Source organism: Aeribacillus composti (assembly GCF_007827555.1).
Taxonomy (GTDB): domain Bacteria; phylum Bacillota; class Bacilli; order Bacillales; family Aeribacillaceae; genus Aeribacillus; species Aeribacillus composti.
This window is the reverse complement of record NZ_VISS01000033.1, coordinates 1-19,147: the sequence shown is the minus strand read 5'-3', so window position 1 is coordinate 19,147 and position 19,147 is coordinate 1. Positions and strand designations below refer to the sequence as shown.

Below are 19,147 nucleotides of genomic sequence, written 5' to 3'. Positions count from 1 at the left end.
TCGGCAGGCAAACTTTGAAATCTGTTTTAAACGGAAATAAAAAAGAGTCGTCGACCCCCAATCGTGCAAAAATCCCGGGGGATCGACGACTCTTTCAAATCATCATTGAGCCCATGCAAATCAAAGGATTGATAAAATGTACCTCCTTCGCTAAAATGAAAATAACCAATCAACCACTTTAAACCAAATACATATCTAACAACTATTTTTGGGGTTTTTATCTTAACTATGAGGAATTGAAACAATCAAATGGTAAGCAACGCCCAAGCGTTTGGAATTGCGTTTTTATCTTAACTATGAGGAATTGAAACTAAAAACCATTTAAATTTGAATCAGCAAGATCATGTTTTTATCTTAACTATGAGGAATTGAAACTTGATAATGGGCTCAACAGGAACTGGGAAAACACAGTTTTTATCTTAACTATGAGGAATTGAAACAACAAACTTTATAAATCGCCCCATCATCTATACGCATCGTTTTTATCTTAACTATGAGGAATTGAAACGACAAACACTATGAATCTCTTCAAAAAGAAAAGGAGTTTTTATCTTAACTATGAGGAATTGAAACCCAGTATCGCTCAGGTAATGGCCGATCTGCAAAACAGTTTTTATCTTAACTATGAGGAATTGAAACTATTCGTCAACAAACGTTTCGTGAAACCATTCTTCGTTTTTATCTTAACTATGAGGAATTGGAACATAAGAAGTGCAGTAAAAATGACAACATTCAAAGCGTTTTTATCTTAACTACGAGGAATTGAAACATGTCCAATCGTTCAACTAAGACTTCGCTAGTCATTGTTTTTATCTTAACTACGAGGAATTGAAACTACTTTCCTTTGTATACATCGAAGGCAAAACGTCCGTTTTTATCTTAACTACGAGGAATTGAAGCCCTGTTGTGGATGGCGTAATTTCCGCCAAAAATATGTTTTTATTTTAAACTATGAAGAAAAACTTTAAACAAAAAAGCACGGCCAATGTGAAGTGACCCATGTCAAGTAGACAGGAACATTTTTATCCATCTTTCAGTATTGAAGTATTTTCATGATATACAAGCCATACTTTTTCAAGAAAAAGAAATCACATATCTATTTTTATAGCGATCATCTCTACAATCCAGCAGGAAATTATGCACAGACTTGTGAAAGATAACGGCCAATCTTATAAAAAATGTATTTAAAAGTGATAGCTTCAAAACTATGAAATTCGTAAGTACAAAGTAAAAGAAAGAGAAAGAATGGAACACCATCAAAGACGAGGAAGCTCGTCCGGATCGTACCAATCGGGAAGAAAGAAGTTAAACTGCAGCCAATCGAATGCTAGACGAAAAAAACTGTAGAGCGCATATGAATCCATATTCAAAAATCCTTCAACGCTTAATTGATGTTTCATTTCCGACGAAGTCGTCCGGGTTGCGTTCTCCAATCCGCAAACTTGGGACGAATAATCATCTGATCGGACCAGCCGTGTAATATTATGCGGTTTAACCAAAGGAATTGCTGCGTTATTTCTGTTAATTATAAAACGACAAGTAAACCGTCACCTTACAACAAACTATTCAAAAATCCAGAGTAGACGAGGCTCTATTCCAATATTCACAATGAGAAGAAGGTCATCCTTTTGTAATTTAACCTGTTCTTTGTCACATCAGTCGGGGACAGGTTTTTTTCTATTTTCATGAACAAAATGCACATAATTATTTTTATTTGCAAAAAAACATTATTCAGAAAATTGCTGCTATAATACCTTTGAAAATGTAAACGCTGTCAAAAACAAGGGGGTACTGTTGAAATGAAAAAGTGGTGGTTCTTTCTAGTGATGGGGATTGTCGCGGTGATGCTGGCGGCTTGCGGAAGTACTGCGACGACAAAATCATCTAACAAACAAGAAAATTATCCAGCAAAACCGATTATGTTTGTCGCTCCTTCAGGTGCTGGGGGCGGCTGGGACTTAACAGCAAGAGCGATTACGAAAATATTGGATGAAACAAATCTGGTGAAGCAAACGATGACGGTAGAGAATAAACCGGGCGGTGGAGGAACCGTGTTTATGGCGGAATATGCGACGCAAGATAAAAACAATGATTATAAGCTGTTTGTCAACTCCCCGCCGATCATCATTAACAACTTAAAAGCGGAAGGAAACAGTCCATATGGTTATAAAGATACAACACCGCTTGCCCAACTAACCAAAGATTTTGGAGCGATCGTGGTCAGAGCGGATTCGAAATTTCAGTCGATGTCTCAATTATTGGATGCGATTAAGCAAAATCCGAAATCGGTGACGGTTGCCGGCGGATCTGCACCAGGATCAATGGATCATTTGGTTGCGATTCTTCCTATTTATAAAACCGGTATCGATCCGAAAATAGTGAAATACGTGTCGTACGATGGCGGAGGGGAAGCAATTGCGGCGCTGCTTGGCGGAAATACCGATGTCATTGCAACCGATGCTTCTTCTGTCGGGGAATATGTAAAAGCAGGAAAAGTGCGGGTGCTTGCTGTCACAGCGCCGGAACGTCTTGGCGGTGTTTTGAAAGATGTACCGACGTTAAAAGAGCTTGGCATTGATGCGGAATTTACAATTTGGCGCGGCGTCTTTGGTCCAAAACAAATGTCTGACGATGCGAAAAAGTTTTGGGAAAATACATTCAAAAAATTGTCTGAGCATGAAAAATGGAAAGAGGAGTTAACAAAACAAGGCTGGGAGCCTGAATACAAAGGTTCCAAAGAATTTACACAATTTTTACAAGAACAAGAACAGCTTATTAGCGACATGTTAAAATCGCTCGGAATGCATAAGTAAGTGAACGGGGGAGAGAATTCTTCCCCATCGTTATAACAAGAATGGAGGGATGTGAGTGAGTAAAACGTTTGATCGCATTGCTGCCATCACCTTTTTGGCCGTTGGAGCTTTGTTTATGGTGGAAAGTCTGCGAATCTCGAAAAGTGCGTATGGGAGTGCCGTCGGACCAAACGTGTTTCCATTTTTGCTAGGACTTATTCTTGTGTTATTAAGCATTAAACTGCTCTTCGAAACGGCAAGATATGCGCACTCAGAAAGCGAAAAGCAGCCGCTGCAATATAAAAAGTTTTTCATCATTTTACTTGCCGCCGTTTTCTATGCTGCTTTATTAGAAACAGTCGGCTATGTGATTACCACTTTTGTCTTTCTTGTTATTGGATTTCAGGCAATGGAAAAAGGTGGGCTGTGGAAATCGGTGTTGTTTGCCGCTTGTTTTTCTCTGGGGGTATACGGGCTATACGTCAAGCTGTTGCAAGGAACGTTGCCTAGCTGGCCAATTTGGTTGCAGTAAAGGAGGTAGAAAAGTATGGATGCATTGACATTTTTAATTGATGGCTTTCAGACCGCATTGCAGCCGCACAATCTGTTTTTCGCCTTTCTTGGAGTGCTGATCGGAACGGCGGTAGGAGTGCTGCCAGGAATTGGGCCGATGAGCGGGGTAGCGCTGCTCATCCCGGTAACCGCTTCAATGACGTCCGGTCTTGACCCAGCTCAAGCGGCGACAAGCTCAATTATTTTGCTTGCTGGTGTTTATTACGGAGCGATGTACGGCGGTTCGACAACATCGATTTTATTAAATACGCCTGGAGAATCTTCCTCTGTTGTAACGACATTGGACGGTTATCAAATGGCAAAGCAGGGAAGGGCGGGGGCAGCTTTAGCGATTGCGGCGATCGGTTCATTTGTCGCCGGGCTCGTTTCCTTAATTGCCCTTGTGCTGTTGGCAGAGCCGCTTTCCAATGTAGCGTTGAAATTCGGCCCAGCGGAATATTTTTCCTTAATGCTTCTTGGATTGGCTGCTGTCAGTGGACTGGCGGGAAACTCGATGACAAAAGCGTGGATGATGACCGTTTTCGGCTTATTGCTTTCGACCATTGGTCTTGATAATGTATCAGGTGTGGCACGGTTTACGTATAACATTTCGTTTCTATACGGGGGCTTGGAATTTTTAACGGTAGCGGTCGGTTTGTTTGCCTTAGGAGAAGTATTCAAAGCCATTCTTCATAAGGAGAAAAATGACGGCGAAATCGCAAAAATCGGCCGCATCCTTCCGTCGAAAGCAGAAGCAAAAGAAAGCGTGGGTCCGATTGCGCGCGGATCGCTGCTAGGCTTTTTCGTCGGCGTATTGCCGGGAGCAGGGGCGACGCTCGCCTCGTTTTTCTCTTATATCATGGAAAAGAAATTAAGCAAAACGCCTGAAAAATTCGGAAAGGGAACGATTGCCGGCGTGGCGGCGCCGGAATCAGCGAACAATGCCGCTTCAGGAGGGGCGATGATTCCGCTGTTGACGCTCGGAATCCCTGGCTCTGGGACGACGGCGATTTTAATGGGTGCGTTAATTATGTATAACGTCCAGCCGGGTCCTCTTCTTTTCGACGAACATCCAGATGTTGCATGGGGGCTTATTGCCAGCATGTTTATCGGCAATGTGATGCTGCTTATTTTAAACATGCCTCTTGTCAAAATATTTGCTAAAATTATTGAAACGCCGACTAAGTATTTGCTGCCGCTTATTGTTGCGATTTCGGTTTTCGGTGTTTATGCGGTGCAAGTCACAATATTTGATGTGTTTCTACTCATTGGGTTTGGCCTTTTAGGCTATTTGCTGGCACAACATGACTTTCCCCTTGCTCCGCTTGTATTAGGGCTGGTACTTGGTCCGATGATCGAAAATAACATGCGAAGAGCACTTACAGCGTCGAATGGCGATTTTATGGTGTTTTTTGAAAAACCAATCTCACTTGTACTGCTGATCATAGCGTTTTTATGGATTGTTGTGCCATTTATCATGAAATTAAAAGGGAAGTCGATTATTGTAAATGAAGATATGTAATAAGGGAAAGACTATTGCCTTTTGGCGGATAGTCTTTCTCTATTTTTAGTCAAGGAGAGAGAAAAATGAAGCTGCAAACGCGACTGGTGATCATTATTTGTTCATTGCTTTTATTTGTTATTATTTTTCTTTCCTTTTTGTTTCAGTACATGCTTGCGGCAACACTGAAAGAACAAATCGGAATGCGGGCGCTGAATGTAGCAGAAACGGTGGCCGCTACGCCGCACATTCGGGACGCTTTTAAACAGCCGAACCCTCATCAACAAATTCAGCCGTTTGCAGAAATGATTCGTCGAAAAACAGGCGCAGAGTACGTTGTCGTGGGAAACAGACAAGGAATTCGTTACGCCCATCCGCTCCCAGACCGAATTGGGAAGAAGATGGTCGGGGGAGATAATCACGAGGTGCTTAAAGGAAAAGCGATTATTTCTGAAGCGGTTGGTTCGCTCGGTCCGGCGATACGCGGAAAAGCACCGATTTTCAATGAGCGGGGAAATGTGGTGGGCATTGTATCGGTAGGCTTTTTGCTGGAAGATATTGAGGATATCGTTTGGTCATATACCTCAAACATTTTTTTATTTTCTATCCTTGCACTATTGCTAGGGATTATTGGAGCGGTTGTTATTGCCAAAACGGTAAAAAAATCGATTCATGGATTGGAACCGAAAGAAATCGGGCTATTATACCAAGAAAAGCAGGCGATTTTAGAAGCGATTCGTGAAGGAATTGTTGCTGTGAATCAGAATGGAATCATTACAATGGTCAATAAAACGGCGATGACGCTGTTAGGGTATGAGAGAGAACAAGATGTGCTAGGAAAATATATTTTACATATTATTCCTCATTCTAGGCTGTTAGAAGTAATTCGAACAGGTGAAGCAGAATATGATGACGAAATGATATTAGGTGAAGAAACGATCATTACTAATCGCATTCCGATTGTTGATAAAAAAGAAAACGTCATTGGGGCGGTATCGACATTTCGCAATAAGTCGGAACTGTACCGATTGACAAAAGAGCTTTCCCAGCTAAAAAGCTATGCCGATGCACTGCGGGCGCAGACACATGAATTTTCCAATAAATTATATCTTATTTCTGGATTGATTCAGCTGGAATCTTATGAAGAAGCGTTGGAACTCATTACAAAAGAAACAAACATGCAGCAGGATATCGTTCGTTTTGTGATGAAAGAAGTACCTGACCCGATTGTTGGAGGGCTGTTAATCGGAAAATTTAACCGAGCTAATGAGCTGAAAATTCAATTTGATATTGATCGGCAAAGCAGCTTTAAAGATATTCCGAAACAATTGGACCGCGATCATCTTGTTACGATTATCGGCAATATTATTGATAATGCCATGGAGGCGGCATTGCATAATGGGCGTGACCAAAAGCGGGTCAACGTCTTTTTAACCGATCTTGGCGACGATCTAATCATTGAAGTGGAAGATAACGGAACGGGTATTCAGGAAGAGATTGCTGAACAAATATTTGAACGGGGATTTTCCACCAAGGGGAAAGCACAGAGAGGATACGGTCTGGATTTAGTAAAAAATTCGTTAAAGGTGCTTGGAGGGCACATTACTTATCAATCAGAGCGAGAAAAAGGAACCGTTTTTACCGTTATCATTCCGAAGCAACGGGAGGAATTATGATGGAATACACTATTCAAGTGCTCATTGTCGAAGATGATAAACGTATTGCCGAAATTAACCGCCGCTTTGTTGAAAAAGTAGAAGAATATAAAGTGGTCGGGATTGCCACAAATGAACAGGAAGGGAAAGAACTGATAGAAGTGCTGCAACCCGATTTAGTGCTGCTGGACATTTATTTTCCTGATATGAATGGGATTCAATTTTTAAAATGGATTCGCGAGCATTTTGCGAATATCGATATTATTATGATTACAGCTGCCAGAGAAATTGATACATTAAAGCAAGCGATGCATGGCGGAGTGTTTGACTATATTATCAAGCCGATTATGCTCGACCGTTTTACCGAAACATTGGTGAAATACAAAGAATATTTTTATAAAATGCATGAACTGATGAAGGAAAAAGAATTGATTGGACAGGAGGAAATCGATCAATTAATTCGACGGGAACGTACCTTTGGAGACGCAGATGGGGAACTGCCAAAAGGAATTCACCGATTGACATTGGAGAAAGTGCTGGCGGTAGTGAAGCAATATCGAGACGGCATTACAGCGGAAGAAGTAGGGAAACTTATTGGCGCGAGCCGAACGACATCAAGAAGATATTTAGAATATCTTGTTTCCATTTCTCAAGTGACAGCTGACATTTTGTACGGCTCTGTTGGAAGGCCGGAGAGAATTTACAAGCTAAAACGATAGGGAGGAAGACAGCTTAGATGTTTTTATTCTGATTTTGCTTCATGTCATTTTACCGATATTTTGCTTGCAGGTATTGGCGGTTCCCATCGTTGCTGTTTTTTACGGTTTTCAGACGCCTTCTTCTTTCGCCGGCGCGGCGATTGCCGCTATGATTATGTTTGTATTGCATCTTGGTGGAGTGGAGTGATTACTTAATCATTATTCATCGGTAGGCCGTATCCTTGCTCCAGAAACACGGCGTTTTATGCGTTGAAGATGGTCTCACTCTCACCGCAAATGAGTGAGAAGGATAAACCCAGAACACAGCGTTTTATCCGTGGAATATGGACACTACCGGATGATGCCGCTTAAGCGTATTGATTTCAATACTGTTTAGTTCAGAGACCGTGACGATGATGGTCTATCTCTCTAACCATTCAATGGAAATAACAAACGGCATGAACTTCTAGTTCGGCCGTTTGCTCTATTAAAACAGATGGATCAGGTAAAATATTTCAGATAAAACACGGATTTGATTGTTGGCCTGCAAACGTGGAAAGCCTGTTTTAAATGAAAATTGTCGTCGACCCCCAATCATGCAAAAATCCTGGGGGATCGACGACTCTTTCTAATCTCCAATGAGCCCACGCAAATCAAAGGATTGATAAAATGTAACTCTTTCGCTAAAATATAAATAACTCATAAATCATTTTAAACTAAATACTTATATAACAGCGATTTTTGGGGTTTTTATCTTAACTATAAGGAATTGAAACTTTGCTTGTCCACTGCCTTAGTGCCAACAAACGTAGGTTTTTATCTTAACTATAAGGAATTGAAACTCCGATAATGGGGAATAGTCAATACGAGAGAAAAACGTTTTTATCTTACTATAAGGAATTGAAACGTGCCTTCTTTATTTCTTTTATTTTCATAGTTTCTGTTTTTATCTTAACTATAAGGAATTGAAACACGAATGTACACCGGTTTTTTCGGCGTACCGTCGGCGTTTTTATCTTAACTATGAGGAAAAATTTTAACCAAAAAAGCACGGCCTATGCGGTCGTGCTTCATCATTTTTATAATCGGGGAAACGGATATAAGTTAAGTTCGGAACATCAATGAGCCAGCCGATGTTTTTTGTGAAAGTGATGTCGGAGCGGGGGGGCATGGAACATCAAAATAAACGAGAGAATATTTTATGGTTCTCGTCAGATTAGGCAGTGCTTATTTCATAAGGTCAACTGCTTCGAAATAGTTGAATTTATTTGAGCTTCTTCAAATTTCAAAAGCAATCTCATTCTCTGGTCAATCTCAATTCTTTTTTGGCTTCTTTGTCGACTACAATTTTCTCATGGATATATCCGAATTTGCCTTTTGAAGTTCCGCAAACAGGACATTTTTGAAGTGAAAGAGGTAATTCCAAGCCACAGCTATTCAGCAGATCTTCATTGGATAAAATGTCCACTGCGGTTCCATCTGCAGCTATTTCTCCTTTTTTTATCACAATAATCCTTTTACAGGTTTCAAGTACCATGTCCAAATCGTGGCTGGTAATTATTTTTGTATGTTCAAAGCTTTTTAACAAATCAATTACTCTCCGTCTTGATTTTGGATCCAGGCCAGAAGTTGGCTCATCCATGATCAATACATCAGGTTGCATGGATAAAACGGATGCAATTGCGGCAGAGCGCTTTTCTCCTCCTGATAGTTTATAGGGGGCCCTGTCTTTCAAATGAGGTATTCCAACCTTCTCCAGCGCCTGCATCACCCGTCTCTCCACGTCTTCCTCTTCCAGCTTATAATTTCGTGGTCCAAAGGCAACGTCTTCATAAACAGTAGTCATGAACAATTGGTCGTCAGGGTCCTGAAAAACCATTCCCAATCTTTGGCGAATCATCGGTAATGTCTTTTTGGTTACACGCACATCTCCTACCAGCACTTCTCCGCCATCCGGAAAATAAACTCCCATCAACAGCATTAGCAGCGTAGACTTCCCAGCACCATTTGCACCAATGATTCCGATTGATTCACCATGATAAATGGAAAAAGACATATTTTTAATTGCTTTATGTCCATCCGGATACGAAAAATACAGATTCCTCACTTCAATTTTATGATGACTCATTCTATCAAATCACTCCTGTAAACAATGACCCTATCAATACAGGTATGTTGTAAATTCTTGCAATAATAAAAAATAGACTCCATGCGGCAAAATAGGCAAGGTCTTTAAAGCTTAGTTTTGCAATATCTCCTGTATAATACTCTCCTGTAAAGCCTCTTAAATTCATTGCTTGATATACCCGCTCTGCTCTTTCAAAAGTCCTGAGCAATATTTGTCCGGCAAAAGAGCCCCAAGCGCTCCATTTTAATCCCTTTTGTCCTGGCGCCCTAAGTGAATACGCCCTTATCATCCTAGAAACCTCTTCGATCAGCACCGATATATATCGATATGTTAATAGAATCTGTAAGACAAAAATCTTAGGGATTTTGAGCATCCGCAAAGCTACGGCAAACCGATCCATCCCTGTGGTTGCAATGAGTAAAATGCTGGCTGTCACTGTTAAACTGCATTTTATTAAAATAGATAAAAAAGTAACCCAACCTTTTGAAATGGCAATTCCACCAAACAGCACTTTAGAATGATCAAACAATGGATTTAATATTCCAATTCCGATAATGAAAGGTTCAATAAGCAATATCATTTTTAAAATTGGTGCAACTGGTAGCTCTGCAAAAGCAAAAATTAGTATAGGATAAAAAATAAAAGGCAAAAGACCAATTATTTCATACCTTTCAAATGATACAACCACAGTCAAATAGACGACTGTGGTTAACAGCTTTATTAGTGGATGAATTCTGTGTATAAAGGTCTCTTTTCGCGCCAGATCATCCAGAAGCCTCATATTAGACAGCGAATTTATCATGTTCGACATTTACATCCATTCCTATTATATATTTTTAATAAACTAAAGGGAGGACCCCACCATAAAAATGATCAAGCGGTCGTTTTTATTTTTCTCCTTTTAATCAACATGATGACCCACCCTGTAAATACGGCTAATGCAAGAGTCAATGCTCCTCCTACTATACCCGAAACGCTTGTCCCAGCATTAACAGCAGGCCACGCATTTTCAGCTTGTCCAGCTGTTTTTTCATTTTCACTTGCTTTAAAATCATAATCAGGCAATAATGCTGTTTTGCTTTGAATTTCAGAGAGTGTTTCATGAATGCCGTCAGGAGCTTCCAATTCTGCCGTACCTGCTGTTTTTTCGATAGACCATTCCAGTCCGTCAGGATTAGCGGATGCAAACCAAGAAAACAAACCGCCAACCACAACTACAGCGATTGAAAGGGCTGTCAATACTTTCTTCATAGATATATTGCCAAAGGCTTCCTCGTTTGCTGCTTTTTCCAAAATATCAGGTCTAGCTCTCCATACGAAGGTAATGATTGCTGCGGTTACCAGCCCTTCAACTATTCCGATCGCAAGGTGTATCGGCTGCATTAACAATACGAATTTCTCAAAGGGCAATTCAGTTTTTCCTGATAAAAGAGTCTCAAGGACAACGCTAAAAGCACCCAATTGGAGAGCAACCAGTGCTGAAGCCATCGAACCAGCAAAAATCCTTTTGGAAGTAATCCCTTTACGTGTAAACCATTTATATATGAATGGATATGCTATAAAGCACGTATAAAAACCAAGGTTAAATACGTTGCAGCCAAAAGCAAGCAATCCGCCGTCACCAAAGAACAATGCCTGTATCAACAAAATCGAAGCCATCGTTAAAAATCCCGCATAAGGACCTAATAATATTGCCAGTAGCATTCCTCCTCCGAGGTGTCCGCTTGAACCAGTGCCTGGTATTGAAAAATTAATCATTTGTGCTGCAAAAACAAATGCTCCCATCACTCCCATTAAAGGAATTTTCTTTTCATCCAGCTCATTCTGGAGTTTTTTGATTGAATAAGCTGCAACTCCAGCAGTAGTTGCCAGCATGGTTCCACCAACAGCTGGTGAAATCAAGGCATCTGCCATGTGCATCATATTCACCCCTTTGTAACATTATTTTTAGAATTTTTAAAATAATTTGTAAGTCGAGCGTATCACGGTTTGACAAGAATGGTCAAGAGAATGTTAAGTTACACGACTTTCAATGGTCAGAAATGTTCAGCTTTGTTGAACGCGATTTGTTTTTGTTCAGCAATTACCCAATCTTTTGCTATCCAGCCTTTTCTCACTATCCGGTTTCTGGATTTGAAACGGGGGAGGAGATGGATTTTTACTGGTAATCATGTTGTTTTCGGCTCATCGTTAAGGATCAACTAGTATCGCAGATTTTTTTTGCCGGGTCATAGATGTCGAAAATTACATCTTTATGATCGCTGTTGCGTACAGCCGGTAATTCCGTCAATGTTTTGCGAAGTTTTTTTCTTATCGGCGATTAATGAATCTATCCATATAAACGGGCAGTTTTTTTAAAATTGGATTTGTCCGCATTTAACTGGTTCACAAAAATATCAATTTATTTACAACTTTTGGAAGCTAGATATGTTGATTTTTAAAGAAAAAATTTTAACAAAATAATTGTAAAACGATTTCATTTTGTTTTATAATTTTACTAAACCGGTTTATGAAAACGCTTATAAATACTAAATCGATTTAGTAATGAAAGAGGGATCCCTTTGAAGAAAGTTACGATGGCTGACGTCGCAAAGTTGGCGGATGTCTCGAAAAGCACGGTGTCGCAATATTTAAATAAACGCTATGAATATATGAGCGAGGAAACGAGAAAACGAATTGCCATGGCGATTAAGGAATTGGGATATCAACCGAATATTATCGCCCGCAGCTTAAAACAGAAAACAACGATGACAATCGGAGTGGTCGTCTTCAACATTATGCATATGCTTACGACGCAAGTGCTTCATGCGATTGAGGAAGAGTGCCAAGAGCGGGGTTTCCATGTTATCGTCTCTAATTCCGATGATGATCCGGAGAAAGAAAAGAAATATATTGAGATGCTGCGGGCAAAACAAGTCGATGGTTTGATTATTTTTCCAACAGGAAAAAACGCTGATATATATCAAAAATTGCTTGAAGAACGGTTTCCGCTTGTGTTTGTCGATCGGATGGTTCCGGAGGTCAAAGCGGACGCAGTTCTGCTTGATAATCAAAAGGCTGCTGAATTGGCGGTCGAATATTTTGCTGAGCGTGGTTACGAACACATCGGAATTGTCACTCCGCCGCTTGTTTCCCATATCGTTCCGAGGATGGAGCGCATTGAAGGATTTCGGCAAGCGTTAGTAAAAAAGGGACTTCCAGTTGTTGACGATTATTTTATCACAACGGAGATCCCGCGTATTCAAAAAGAATTGACAAGGTTGTATGAATCCGGCCGCTTGCCGGAAGCATTGTTTGCGATCAATGATTTAACATTGATGGAAGTTTTGTATTTTATTAAAGGAAATCATATTAATACTCCTGACGAATTGGCGATCATCAGCATTGACGATGTGCCGTTTGCCCATGTTTATACGCCGACGTTGACGACGATCTCGCAGCCGACGTTTGCCATGGGGAAAAAAGCGGCAGAACGGCTTTTTTTGCAAATCGCCAAAAAAAGCGAGCATCAACCGCAAGTTTTTCGTTTTTCGCCTACGTTTATCGAACGAGGATCGGTAAAAGAAAAAACATCATAGAAAGAGGGAGCAAACATGGAAGCAAAACAGCCAGTTGTAATTGGTGTCGATATCGGAACGACGAGCACAAAAGCGGTGGCGTTTGGCGAACAGGGGCGGACGCTAGCCTCCCACGCAATTGATTATCCAATAATACAGCAGCATCCAGGCTGGGCGGAGCAGGATCCGGAGGAGATTTTCGCAGCTGTTGTGAAAACTGTAAACGCTGTTATTTCTAAGTTAAAAATTCCTTCTAGCCAAGTGAAGGCGATCGGATTCAGCGCGGCGATGCATTCATTAATGGCGCTTGATGTATCAGGACGCCCGCTTACCCGCTGCATAATTTGGGCCGATAACCGCAGTGTCGGACAAGCGGAGCGGCTTTTGGATGAATTAAGCGGCATAAGCATTTACAAACGGACTGGAACCCCGATTCATCCGATGTCCCCGCTTCCGAAATTGCTTTGGCTGAAAGAGGAACAGCCTGATTTATTCCGTCAGACGCACAAATTTGTATCGATGAAAGAATATGTGCTGTATCAATTATATGGCCAATATGTTGTCGACTATTCGATCGCTTCAGCAACGGGTCTGTTCCGCTTAGATACGCTTGATTGGGATGAGGATGTTCTTAAACTTCTCGGAATGACAAGAGCGCAGTTATCGAGTTTGGTGCCAACGACGCACATATTGCGGGGGATGAGGAAAGAATGGGCTGAGCAAATGGGCTTGGATCCGAACGTCCCTGTCGTTGTCGGAGCTAGTGACGGGGTGCTCGCTAATGTCGGCGTCGGAGCGATTTTGCCCGGGGAGGCGGCGATTACGATTGGAACAAGCGGCGCGGTGCGGACGATTTCCCCAATTCAAAAAACAGATGAAAAAGGGCGGACGTTTTGTTATGCGCTTACACCAAATCATTGGGTCGTTGGCGGGCCGACGAACAATGGCGGTATTTTGCTGCGTTGGCTGCGTGACGAATTTGGCAGCCCAGAGCGCGAAGTGGCGAAAAGGCTCGGCATTGATCCATATGAACTGCTGACAAAGTACGCTGAAAGAGTTCCAGCAGGTTCAGAAGGATTGCTGTTTCTTCCGTTTTTGTCTGGCGAACGTGCACCGTACTGGAATGCGAACGCAAGAGGGACTTTTTTCGGCATCAGCCTCCGTCATAAGCGGGAGCATTTTATTCGCTCGGTGATGGAAGGGGTATGTATGAGCGTCTTTTCTGTCGCTCTGGCGATTCGCGATGTCACAGGGCCGCTGTCGGAAATCCGCGTATCTGGCGGTTTTGCGAAATCTCCGTTTTGGCGGCAAATGCTTGCCGATATGATGGGAAAAGAGCTGTTAGTACCGGAAACGCACGAGGCGTCTGCGCTAGGCGCTGCAGTATTGGCATTGTATGCGCTTGGCGATATTCCATCGCTTGATACGGTGAAAACGTGGATTCATATTTTATCACGCCATGTGCCAAATGAAGAAAATACGCTTATTTATTCCGAACTATTTGATATATATACACGATTATATGATCGCTTAAAGGATGAGTTTGATGTGATTGCTTCTTTCCAGCGTAGAAATGGATAGCTACTAAATCGGTTTAGTTTGCATCAAACAGAAAAGAGGAGGAATGGAAATGGGAATCGCGATTGTTATTGCTGCGATTGTTGTGTTATTGCTGCTCATCACAGTTGCGAAAATGCATCCGTTTGTCGCTTTGATTTTGACATCCGTTGGCGTAGGGCTGGCAATGGGGATGCCGCTGATCGCACCGTCGCCGGAAACGCCGGGAATTATTGATTCGATTAAAGCAGGTCTTGGCAATACGCTTGGCTTTTTGGCGATCGTATTGGCGCTTGGAACGATGCTTGGAAAAATGATGGCGGAGTCCGGAGGCGCTGAACGCATTGCGAAAACATTGATTGACCGTTTTGGCCAAAAACGCGTCCATTGGGCAATGATGGTCGTCGCATTTTTAGTGGGGATCCCAGTATTTTTCCAAGTAGGATTCGTGCTATTAATTCCGCTTGTGTTTACCATTGCAATGGAAACAGGAATTTCGCTTGTGACAATTGGTATTCCGCTAGTTGCCGGATTATCTGTCGTGCATGGACTTGTTCCGCCGCATCCTGCTGCGATGGCTGCCGTCGGCATTTTTAAAGCCGATGTCGGGACAACAATTCTTTATTCGCTTATTGTCGGGCTGCCGACAGCCATTATCGCCGGCCCGTTGTTTGGAAAATGGATCGGGTCGCGTATGTATAAACAAGTGCCTGGTGAAATCGCCGAGCAGCTTGTACAGCATAAAGAAAAGAAAGACCTCCCTGGCTTTGGCAACACGTTATTTACGATTCTGCTTCCGGTTATTTTAATGCTGGTTGCTTCCATAGCTAATGTTACGCTGGATCAAGCGTCGGAAGCATCGAAAGTGCTGCGCTTTATCGGGGATCCGATCATCGCGCTTTTGATCGCGACGATTTATTCGTTCTTTAGCCTTGGCTACGCTCGAGGATTCAATCGCGATAAAGTATTAAAATTTGCCAATGACTGCCTTGGTCCTGTCGCCAATATTTTGCTTGTCATCGGCGCTGGCGGGGCGTTCAATAAGGTGTTGCTTGATTCTGGCATTGGCGACCAAATCGCAGACTGGGCTACACATTCGCAAATGTCTCCGCTGCTGTTAGGTTGGGGAATTGCCGCGCTCATTCGGATTGCGACAGGTTCTGCGACGGTATCGATGATGACAGCGGCAGGCATTGTTGCCCCAATTGCCGCCAGCATTCCTGGCACGAACGCTGAATTGCTTGTATTAGCGACAGGAGCGGGATCACTCATTTTATCGCACGTCAACGACTCCGGCTTCTGGATGATCAAAGAGTATTTCGGCATGACCGTCAAAGAAACGTTGATGACATGGACCGCAATGGAGACAATTATTTCTGTCGTCGCTTTTGCGCTGATTGCGTTGCTGGATTTATTAGTGTAAGATATAAAAAATGTCAGGCGCTTTCACAAAACCCTGTCAAGTGGGCATTTCCGACTTAGATCGAACAACAATGCTGTAATAGTCACTTGCACATAACTCTGTCAAGCAGATATTAAAAAAAGAGTATATGAAGCTGCGGCCTTTTCTCGATACTCAACCGGGGAAAGGCCGTTATTTTTCTTGGAAACGACTGTGATGGTAAAAAATGAATATATTCTTCAATCGCAATTACAAGCCTTAAAGAATCACACATTTATTTTTTTTGATCATCAAACTAACCCAGCAGGAAATTGCGTAAGGACTTCTAAAAGCGTGAGACTAATCGCTCGCTGAATCGTATAAAAAAGGAGATGCCGTCAAAACTATGTGTTTTTTGTTCATCTAAATGTAAAAAGCAGGTGAATATGCGAAATTAGAAGAACGGAACATTCGTTAAAAGTTCGCCCAACGACATAAAATTTAGAAGTTGTATTGATAGAGCATTTTTATTTAGGTTCAAAAGAAAAATCCTTGGGCTATTGTTTATTGCTATTATATTTTTCGAATAAATTCGTCCACAGAATAATAGAACACTGCACGAATAACTGCATAAATCAGTAATTCAGGAGGAGACTGTAATGCAAATATAGATTTAGAAAGACAGTATACAATTGCTTTGACTAATAGTTGATTTTCTTTTTTCATAATACTTTTTTACTTAAAATTTCAGAGAGGATTGATGCGGATACCCCATATAACAAAACAATGAAAGATACATAGAAGCCAGCAGATAAAAATATAGGAAATATTTACATCCTGAATCAAGGGATTAGACAGATCGTTATCAGTACTGATACCAACAAATATGTTGTGAGATTTCTAAATAAAAATGCTTTCATTCATACTACACGACCTTTTTCATGTTTATCCATCGATTTTAATACAATGTAAATTAGCAGTAAATGGCAGTTTCATAGAGATTTTATGTTAAGCAGCGATGGATAAATGAATGCGGAGTTGAAAAATATTAAAATATATAGTCCTGTTTGTTTGGACAACTCTTTTTGTATGTATACGATATGATTATGCCGAAAAATTTTTTATACATCTTGATAGGAATACCTGTTTTATTAGTAAGTTCATTTTTTCTTTTGAAAATTTTTAATGAGAATCGAGCAAACGATTGAGTTTTAAATATCGACATTTGAAATTCAAAGGATAAGAATGTAATTTAATTACGGTTCTATGTCAATTGTTTTGGCGATCATTATTGGACGAAAAGAAGCCGGACGTAAAACTCCTGCCTTCTTGACCACAAGGCGACTACAAAAATTTAATGACATTCGATCTATTAAGGACGATACAAAGTGGCTACGGCTAACGATCACAAGCGCAATTATTGTGTCAGTGATCGGAGGAGTCGTAGCTATTATTTTTGCTGCATTGAAGTAAGTGTTCAGTGACGGAAAAAATCGTGCGGTAGACAAGTAACTCATTTGTTGAATTGCTATGCTTCTGCTGTTTCTCTTGCCCTAGGTCTTGAATACACTAATGTTGGAGCAATGACAATTAGAAAGGAGATGTTCAAATGGAAGCTATTCTATCAATTGAGTTCACTGCATATGTGGCATTAGCCGTTTTGCTGTACGCAATCCGTCAAGCAACCAATCTTTCGAATCGCTACATTCCGATTGTCGCAGTTGTACTTGGCGTTGCTTTCTCTATTTTTGAAGCCAGCGCTTTCTCATTTGAGGTTTTAGTAAACGGATTAAAATATGCCTTGTATGGGATCGGATCCGTCGCTGCAATCAAATATGCTCTTGAAAAGACAACGGAGAAATAATGGCAGACAAATCCGGGGCGATAGCTGGTTGGAAAAGTATAAAGTGTTTCCTTTCTTGACAGCAGCATAAGCGTACTTGAATCAGCTCGAGGAACAAGCGGTTTGGCCGGAAATGGTAACAACCAGATGGTTCGTTTTTCGGGCAACACCATCACAATGCATGAAGGGTTGTTGTCAATGCGAAGTTAAAAAGTACGAAATCTGGGCAGGAAGCGTCGAACATCTAGACGCTTTTTTGTTGATAATAAACGTTGCAAAGCTGAACTTGGTGAAAAAGATTATGTTTAAACCGTAAAGAAGTTAACGCTGCCGGCTATGTATGCGCCGGAGCGGACGAGTTGACCCAAAAATGCTTGAGAAATATTGTTCATATAATTTTTGGATTTCACAATCAATTCTTGTATAAATTTACATCTGGTGTATAATCAATTTGAGATTCAAAGGCAATCACCATATTACAAAATCAATAGATGAAAATGTTCCAAAGAAAGAAGAGATCGAGAAAAAGCTGGTGGAATATTGTCTATGATACAGAAGCAGCAGTAAAAAGCGTTCTGGAAAAAACACGGATTCAAACAAAATTGAATTGTCGATCTGCAAACAAACGTTATGTTTTAAAAATAATGAAATTTGTCGTCGACCTCCAATCGTGCAAAAAACCTGGGGGATCGACGACTCTTTCAAATCTCCATTGAGCCCGCATAAATTAAAGGATTGATAAAATATAACTCCTTCGTTAAAATGAAAATAACCAATCAACCATTTAAAACGAAATGCTTATTTAACAACATTTTCTGGGGTTTTTATCTTAACTATGAGGAATTGAAACAAAGAGAACCAAAACAGTGCAAGTAAAAATCCATTGTTTTTATCTTAACTATGAGGAATTGAAACTGTATCTGTCGACGTAGAAAACTACTTGGTAACCGTGTTTTTATCTTAACTATGAGGAATTGAAACTCGTTTAATAAGCGGTTAATCTCTTTCAACAAAATTCGTTTTTATCTTAACTATGAGGAATTGAAACCCAGATGTTATCTTAACAATGCGATCTTCAATGACGTTTTTATCTTAACTATGAGGAATTGAAACCTTTTCGGTCAGTAACAATTTGAATAGGTGGCAATCGTTTTTATCTTAACTAAGAGGAATTGAAACTCGGTCTTGGCCCGGAACGTGAAGATGGTACTCGCCGTTTTTATCTTAACTAAGAGGAATTGAAACACGCTTGATCGTGCCGTCAGTATCCGCAAAATCCGCGTTTTTATCTTAACTAAGAGGAATTGAAACCCGATAAGGACGAGCGCAAAACGAAAGAGGAAATCGCGTTTTTATCTTAACTAAGAGGAATTGAAACTAGAAGGGGCTGTCCGATAAGTCCCTAAAATGAAGCAAGTGGAGAAAAACAATGCGTTTCTCTCCACTTGCTTTTATATTTTTTCGATTTTTATCTGAAAGTAGC

12 protein-coding genes and 2 CRISPR repeat arrays are annotated in these 19,147 nt (G+C 40.9%); of the genes, 9 read left to right on the top strand and 3 right to left on the bottom strand.

Translation table 11 applies throughout. The annotated features are described in order from the left end of the window. Positions 1 to 213 precede the first annotated feature (213 nt). Positions 214 to 900: direct repeats of the CRISPR family, unit length 30 nt; unit sequence GTTTTTATCTTAACTATGAGGAATTGAAAC. Between the two features lie 944 nt (positions 901 to 1,844). The 5 genes from FB379_RS15205 (at position 1,845) to FB379_RS15185 (ending at position 7,219) form a co-directional block, all read left to right on the top strand. Beyond that, entirely contained in the window at positions 1,845 to 2,813 is a 969-nt protein-coding gene (locus tag FB379_RS15205; protein WP_412674464.1) for a tripartite tricarboxylate transporter substrate binding protein, read from the top strand. A gap of 55 nt (positions 2,814 to 2,868) precedes the next feature. Continuing rightward, positions 2,869 to 3,324, top strand: coding sequence for a tripartite tricarboxylate transporter TctB family protein (locus FB379_RS15200; protein ID WP_144598315.1), 456 nt, complete (start codon positions 2,869 to 2,871; stop codon positions 3,322 to 3,324). Positions 3,325 to 3,339: 15 nt separating this feature from the next. After that, a complete protein-coding gene (locus tag FB379_RS15195; protein WP_063388192.1) occupies positions 3,340 to 4,866 on the top strand; it encodes a tripartite tricarboxylate transporter permease in 1,527 nt (508 codons plus the stop codon). 65 nt (positions 4,867 to 4,931) lie between these two features. Beyond that, on the top strand, positions 4,932 to 6,521 hold the full coding sequence (locus tag FB379_RS15190) for an ATP-binding protein (RefSeq protein WP_144598314.1): 1,590 nt from the start codon (positions 4,932 to 4,934) through the stop codon (positions 6,519 to 6,521). Beyond that, positions 6,521 to 7,219, top strand: a complete 699-nt coding sequence (locus FB379_RS15185) for a response regulator (protein WP_144598313.1) — start codon at positions 6,521 to 6,523, stop codon at positions 7,217 to 7,219. Before FB379_RS15190 ends, FB379_RS15185 begins: the two co-directional genes overlap by 1 nt. Before the next feature lie 1,276 nt (positions 7,220 to 8,495). Here FB379_RS15185 and FB379_RS15180 read toward each other — a convergent pair. The 3 genes from FB379_RS15180 to FB379_RS15170 form a co-directional block, all read right to left on the bottom strand. Then, entirely contained in the window at positions 8,496 to 9,326 is an 831-nt protein-coding gene (locus FB379_RS15180) for an energy-coupling factor ABC transporter ATP-binding protein (protein WP_242009346.1), read from the bottom strand. Between the two features lie 4 nt (positions 9,327 to 9,330). Continuing rightward, a complete protein-coding gene (gene cbiQ / locus FB379_RS15175; protein ID WP_144598312.1) occupies positions 9,331 to 10,137 on the bottom strand; it encodes a cobalt ECF transporter T component CbiQ in 807 nt (268 codons plus the stop codon). Positions 10,138 to 10,199: 62 nt separating this feature from the next. Next, positions 10,200 to 11,246, bottom strand: coding sequence for an energy-coupling factor ABC transporter permease (locus FB379_RS15170; RefSeq protein WP_144598311.1), 1,047 nt, complete (start codon positions 11,244 to 11,246; stop codon positions 10,200 to 10,202). A 641-nt stretch (positions 11,247 to 11,887) separates the two neighbouring features. On the opposite strand from FB379_RS15170, the gene FB379_RS15165 reads away from it, so the two are divergent. From FB379_RS15165 to FB379_RS15145, 4 genes are all read left to right on the top strand, one after another. Next, positions 11,888 to 12,904 carry a LacI family DNA-binding transcriptional regulator gene (locus FB379_RS15165; RefSeq protein ID WP_063388183.1) on the top strand — a complete coding sequence of 339 codons (1,017 nt, stop codon included), beginning with the start codon at positions 11,888 to 11,890 and terminating at the stop codon, positions 12,902 to 12,904. Between the two features lie 15 nt (positions 12,905 to 12,919). Continuing rightward, positions 12,920 to 14,464 (top strand): gluconokinase, encoded by a 1,545-nt coding sequence (gntK, locus tag FB379_RS15160; RefSeq protein ID WP_144598310.1) that lies wholly within the window; start codon positions 12,920 to 12,922, stop codon positions 14,462 to 14,464. Positions 14,465 to 14,513: 49 nt separating this feature from the next. Continuing rightward, positions 14,514 to 15,863 carry a GntP family permease gene (locus tag FB379_RS15155; protein WP_130157838.1) on the top strand — a complete coding sequence of 450 codons (1,350 nt, stop codon included), beginning with the start codon at positions 14,514 to 14,516 and terminating at the stop codon, positions 15,861 to 15,863. A 1,567-nt stretch (positions 15,864 to 17,430) separates the two neighbouring features. After that, complete coding sequence (locus FB379_RS15145; RefSeq protein ID WP_063388730.1) at positions 17,431 to 17,685, top strand: hypothetical protein; 255 nt, start codon at positions 17,431 to 17,433, stop codon at positions 17,683 to 17,685. 799 nt (positions 17,686 to 18,484) lie between these two features. Then, positions 18,485 to 19,042: a CRISPR direct-repeat array (repeat unit 30 nt; unit sequence GTTTTTATCTTAACTATGAGGAATTGAAAC). Between the last annotated feature and the right edge of the window lie 105 nt (positions 19,043 to 19,147).

Bases quoted from the DNA above. Each gene is read 5' to 3' on its own strand.
- FB379_RS15205 (WP_412674464.1), top strand. From the start codon at position 1,845: ATGCTGGCGGCTTGCGGAAGTACTGCGACGACAAAATCATCTAACAAA.
- FB379_RS15195 (WP_063388192.1), top strand. From the start codon at position 3,340: ATGGATGCATTGACATTTTTAATTGATGGCTTTCAGACCGCATTGCAG.
- FB379_RS15190 (WP_144598314.1), top strand. From the start codon at position 4,932: ATGAAGCTGCAAACGCGACTGGTGATCATTATTTGTTCATTGCTTTTA.
- FB379_RS15185 (WP_144598313.1), top strand. From the start codon at position 6,521: ATGGAATACACTATTCAAGTGCTCATTGTCGAAGATGATAAACGTATT.
- FB379_RS15180 (WP_242009346.1), bottom strand. From the start codon at position 9,326: ATGAGTCATCATAAAATTGAAGTGAGGAATCTGTATTTTTCGTATCCG.
- cbiQ (WP_144598312.1), bottom strand. From the start codon at position 10,137: ATGTCGAACATGATAAATTCGCTGTCTAATATGAGGCTTCTGGATGAT.
- FB379_RS15170 (WP_144598311.1), bottom strand. From the start codon at position 11,246: ATGCACATGGCAGATGCCTTGATTTCACCAGCTGTTGGTGGAACCATG.
- gntK (WP_144598310.1), top strand. From the start codon at position 12,920: ATGGAAGCAAAACAGCCAGTTGTAATTGGTGTCGATATCGGAACGACG.
- FB379_RS15155 (WP_130157838.1), top strand. From the start codon at position 14,514: ATGGGAATCGCGATTGTTATTGCTGCGATTGTTGTGTTATTGCTGCTC.
- FB379_RS15145 (WP_063388730.1), top strand. From the start codon at position 17,431: ATGGAAGCTATTCTATCAATTGAGTTCACTGCATATGTGGCATTAGCC.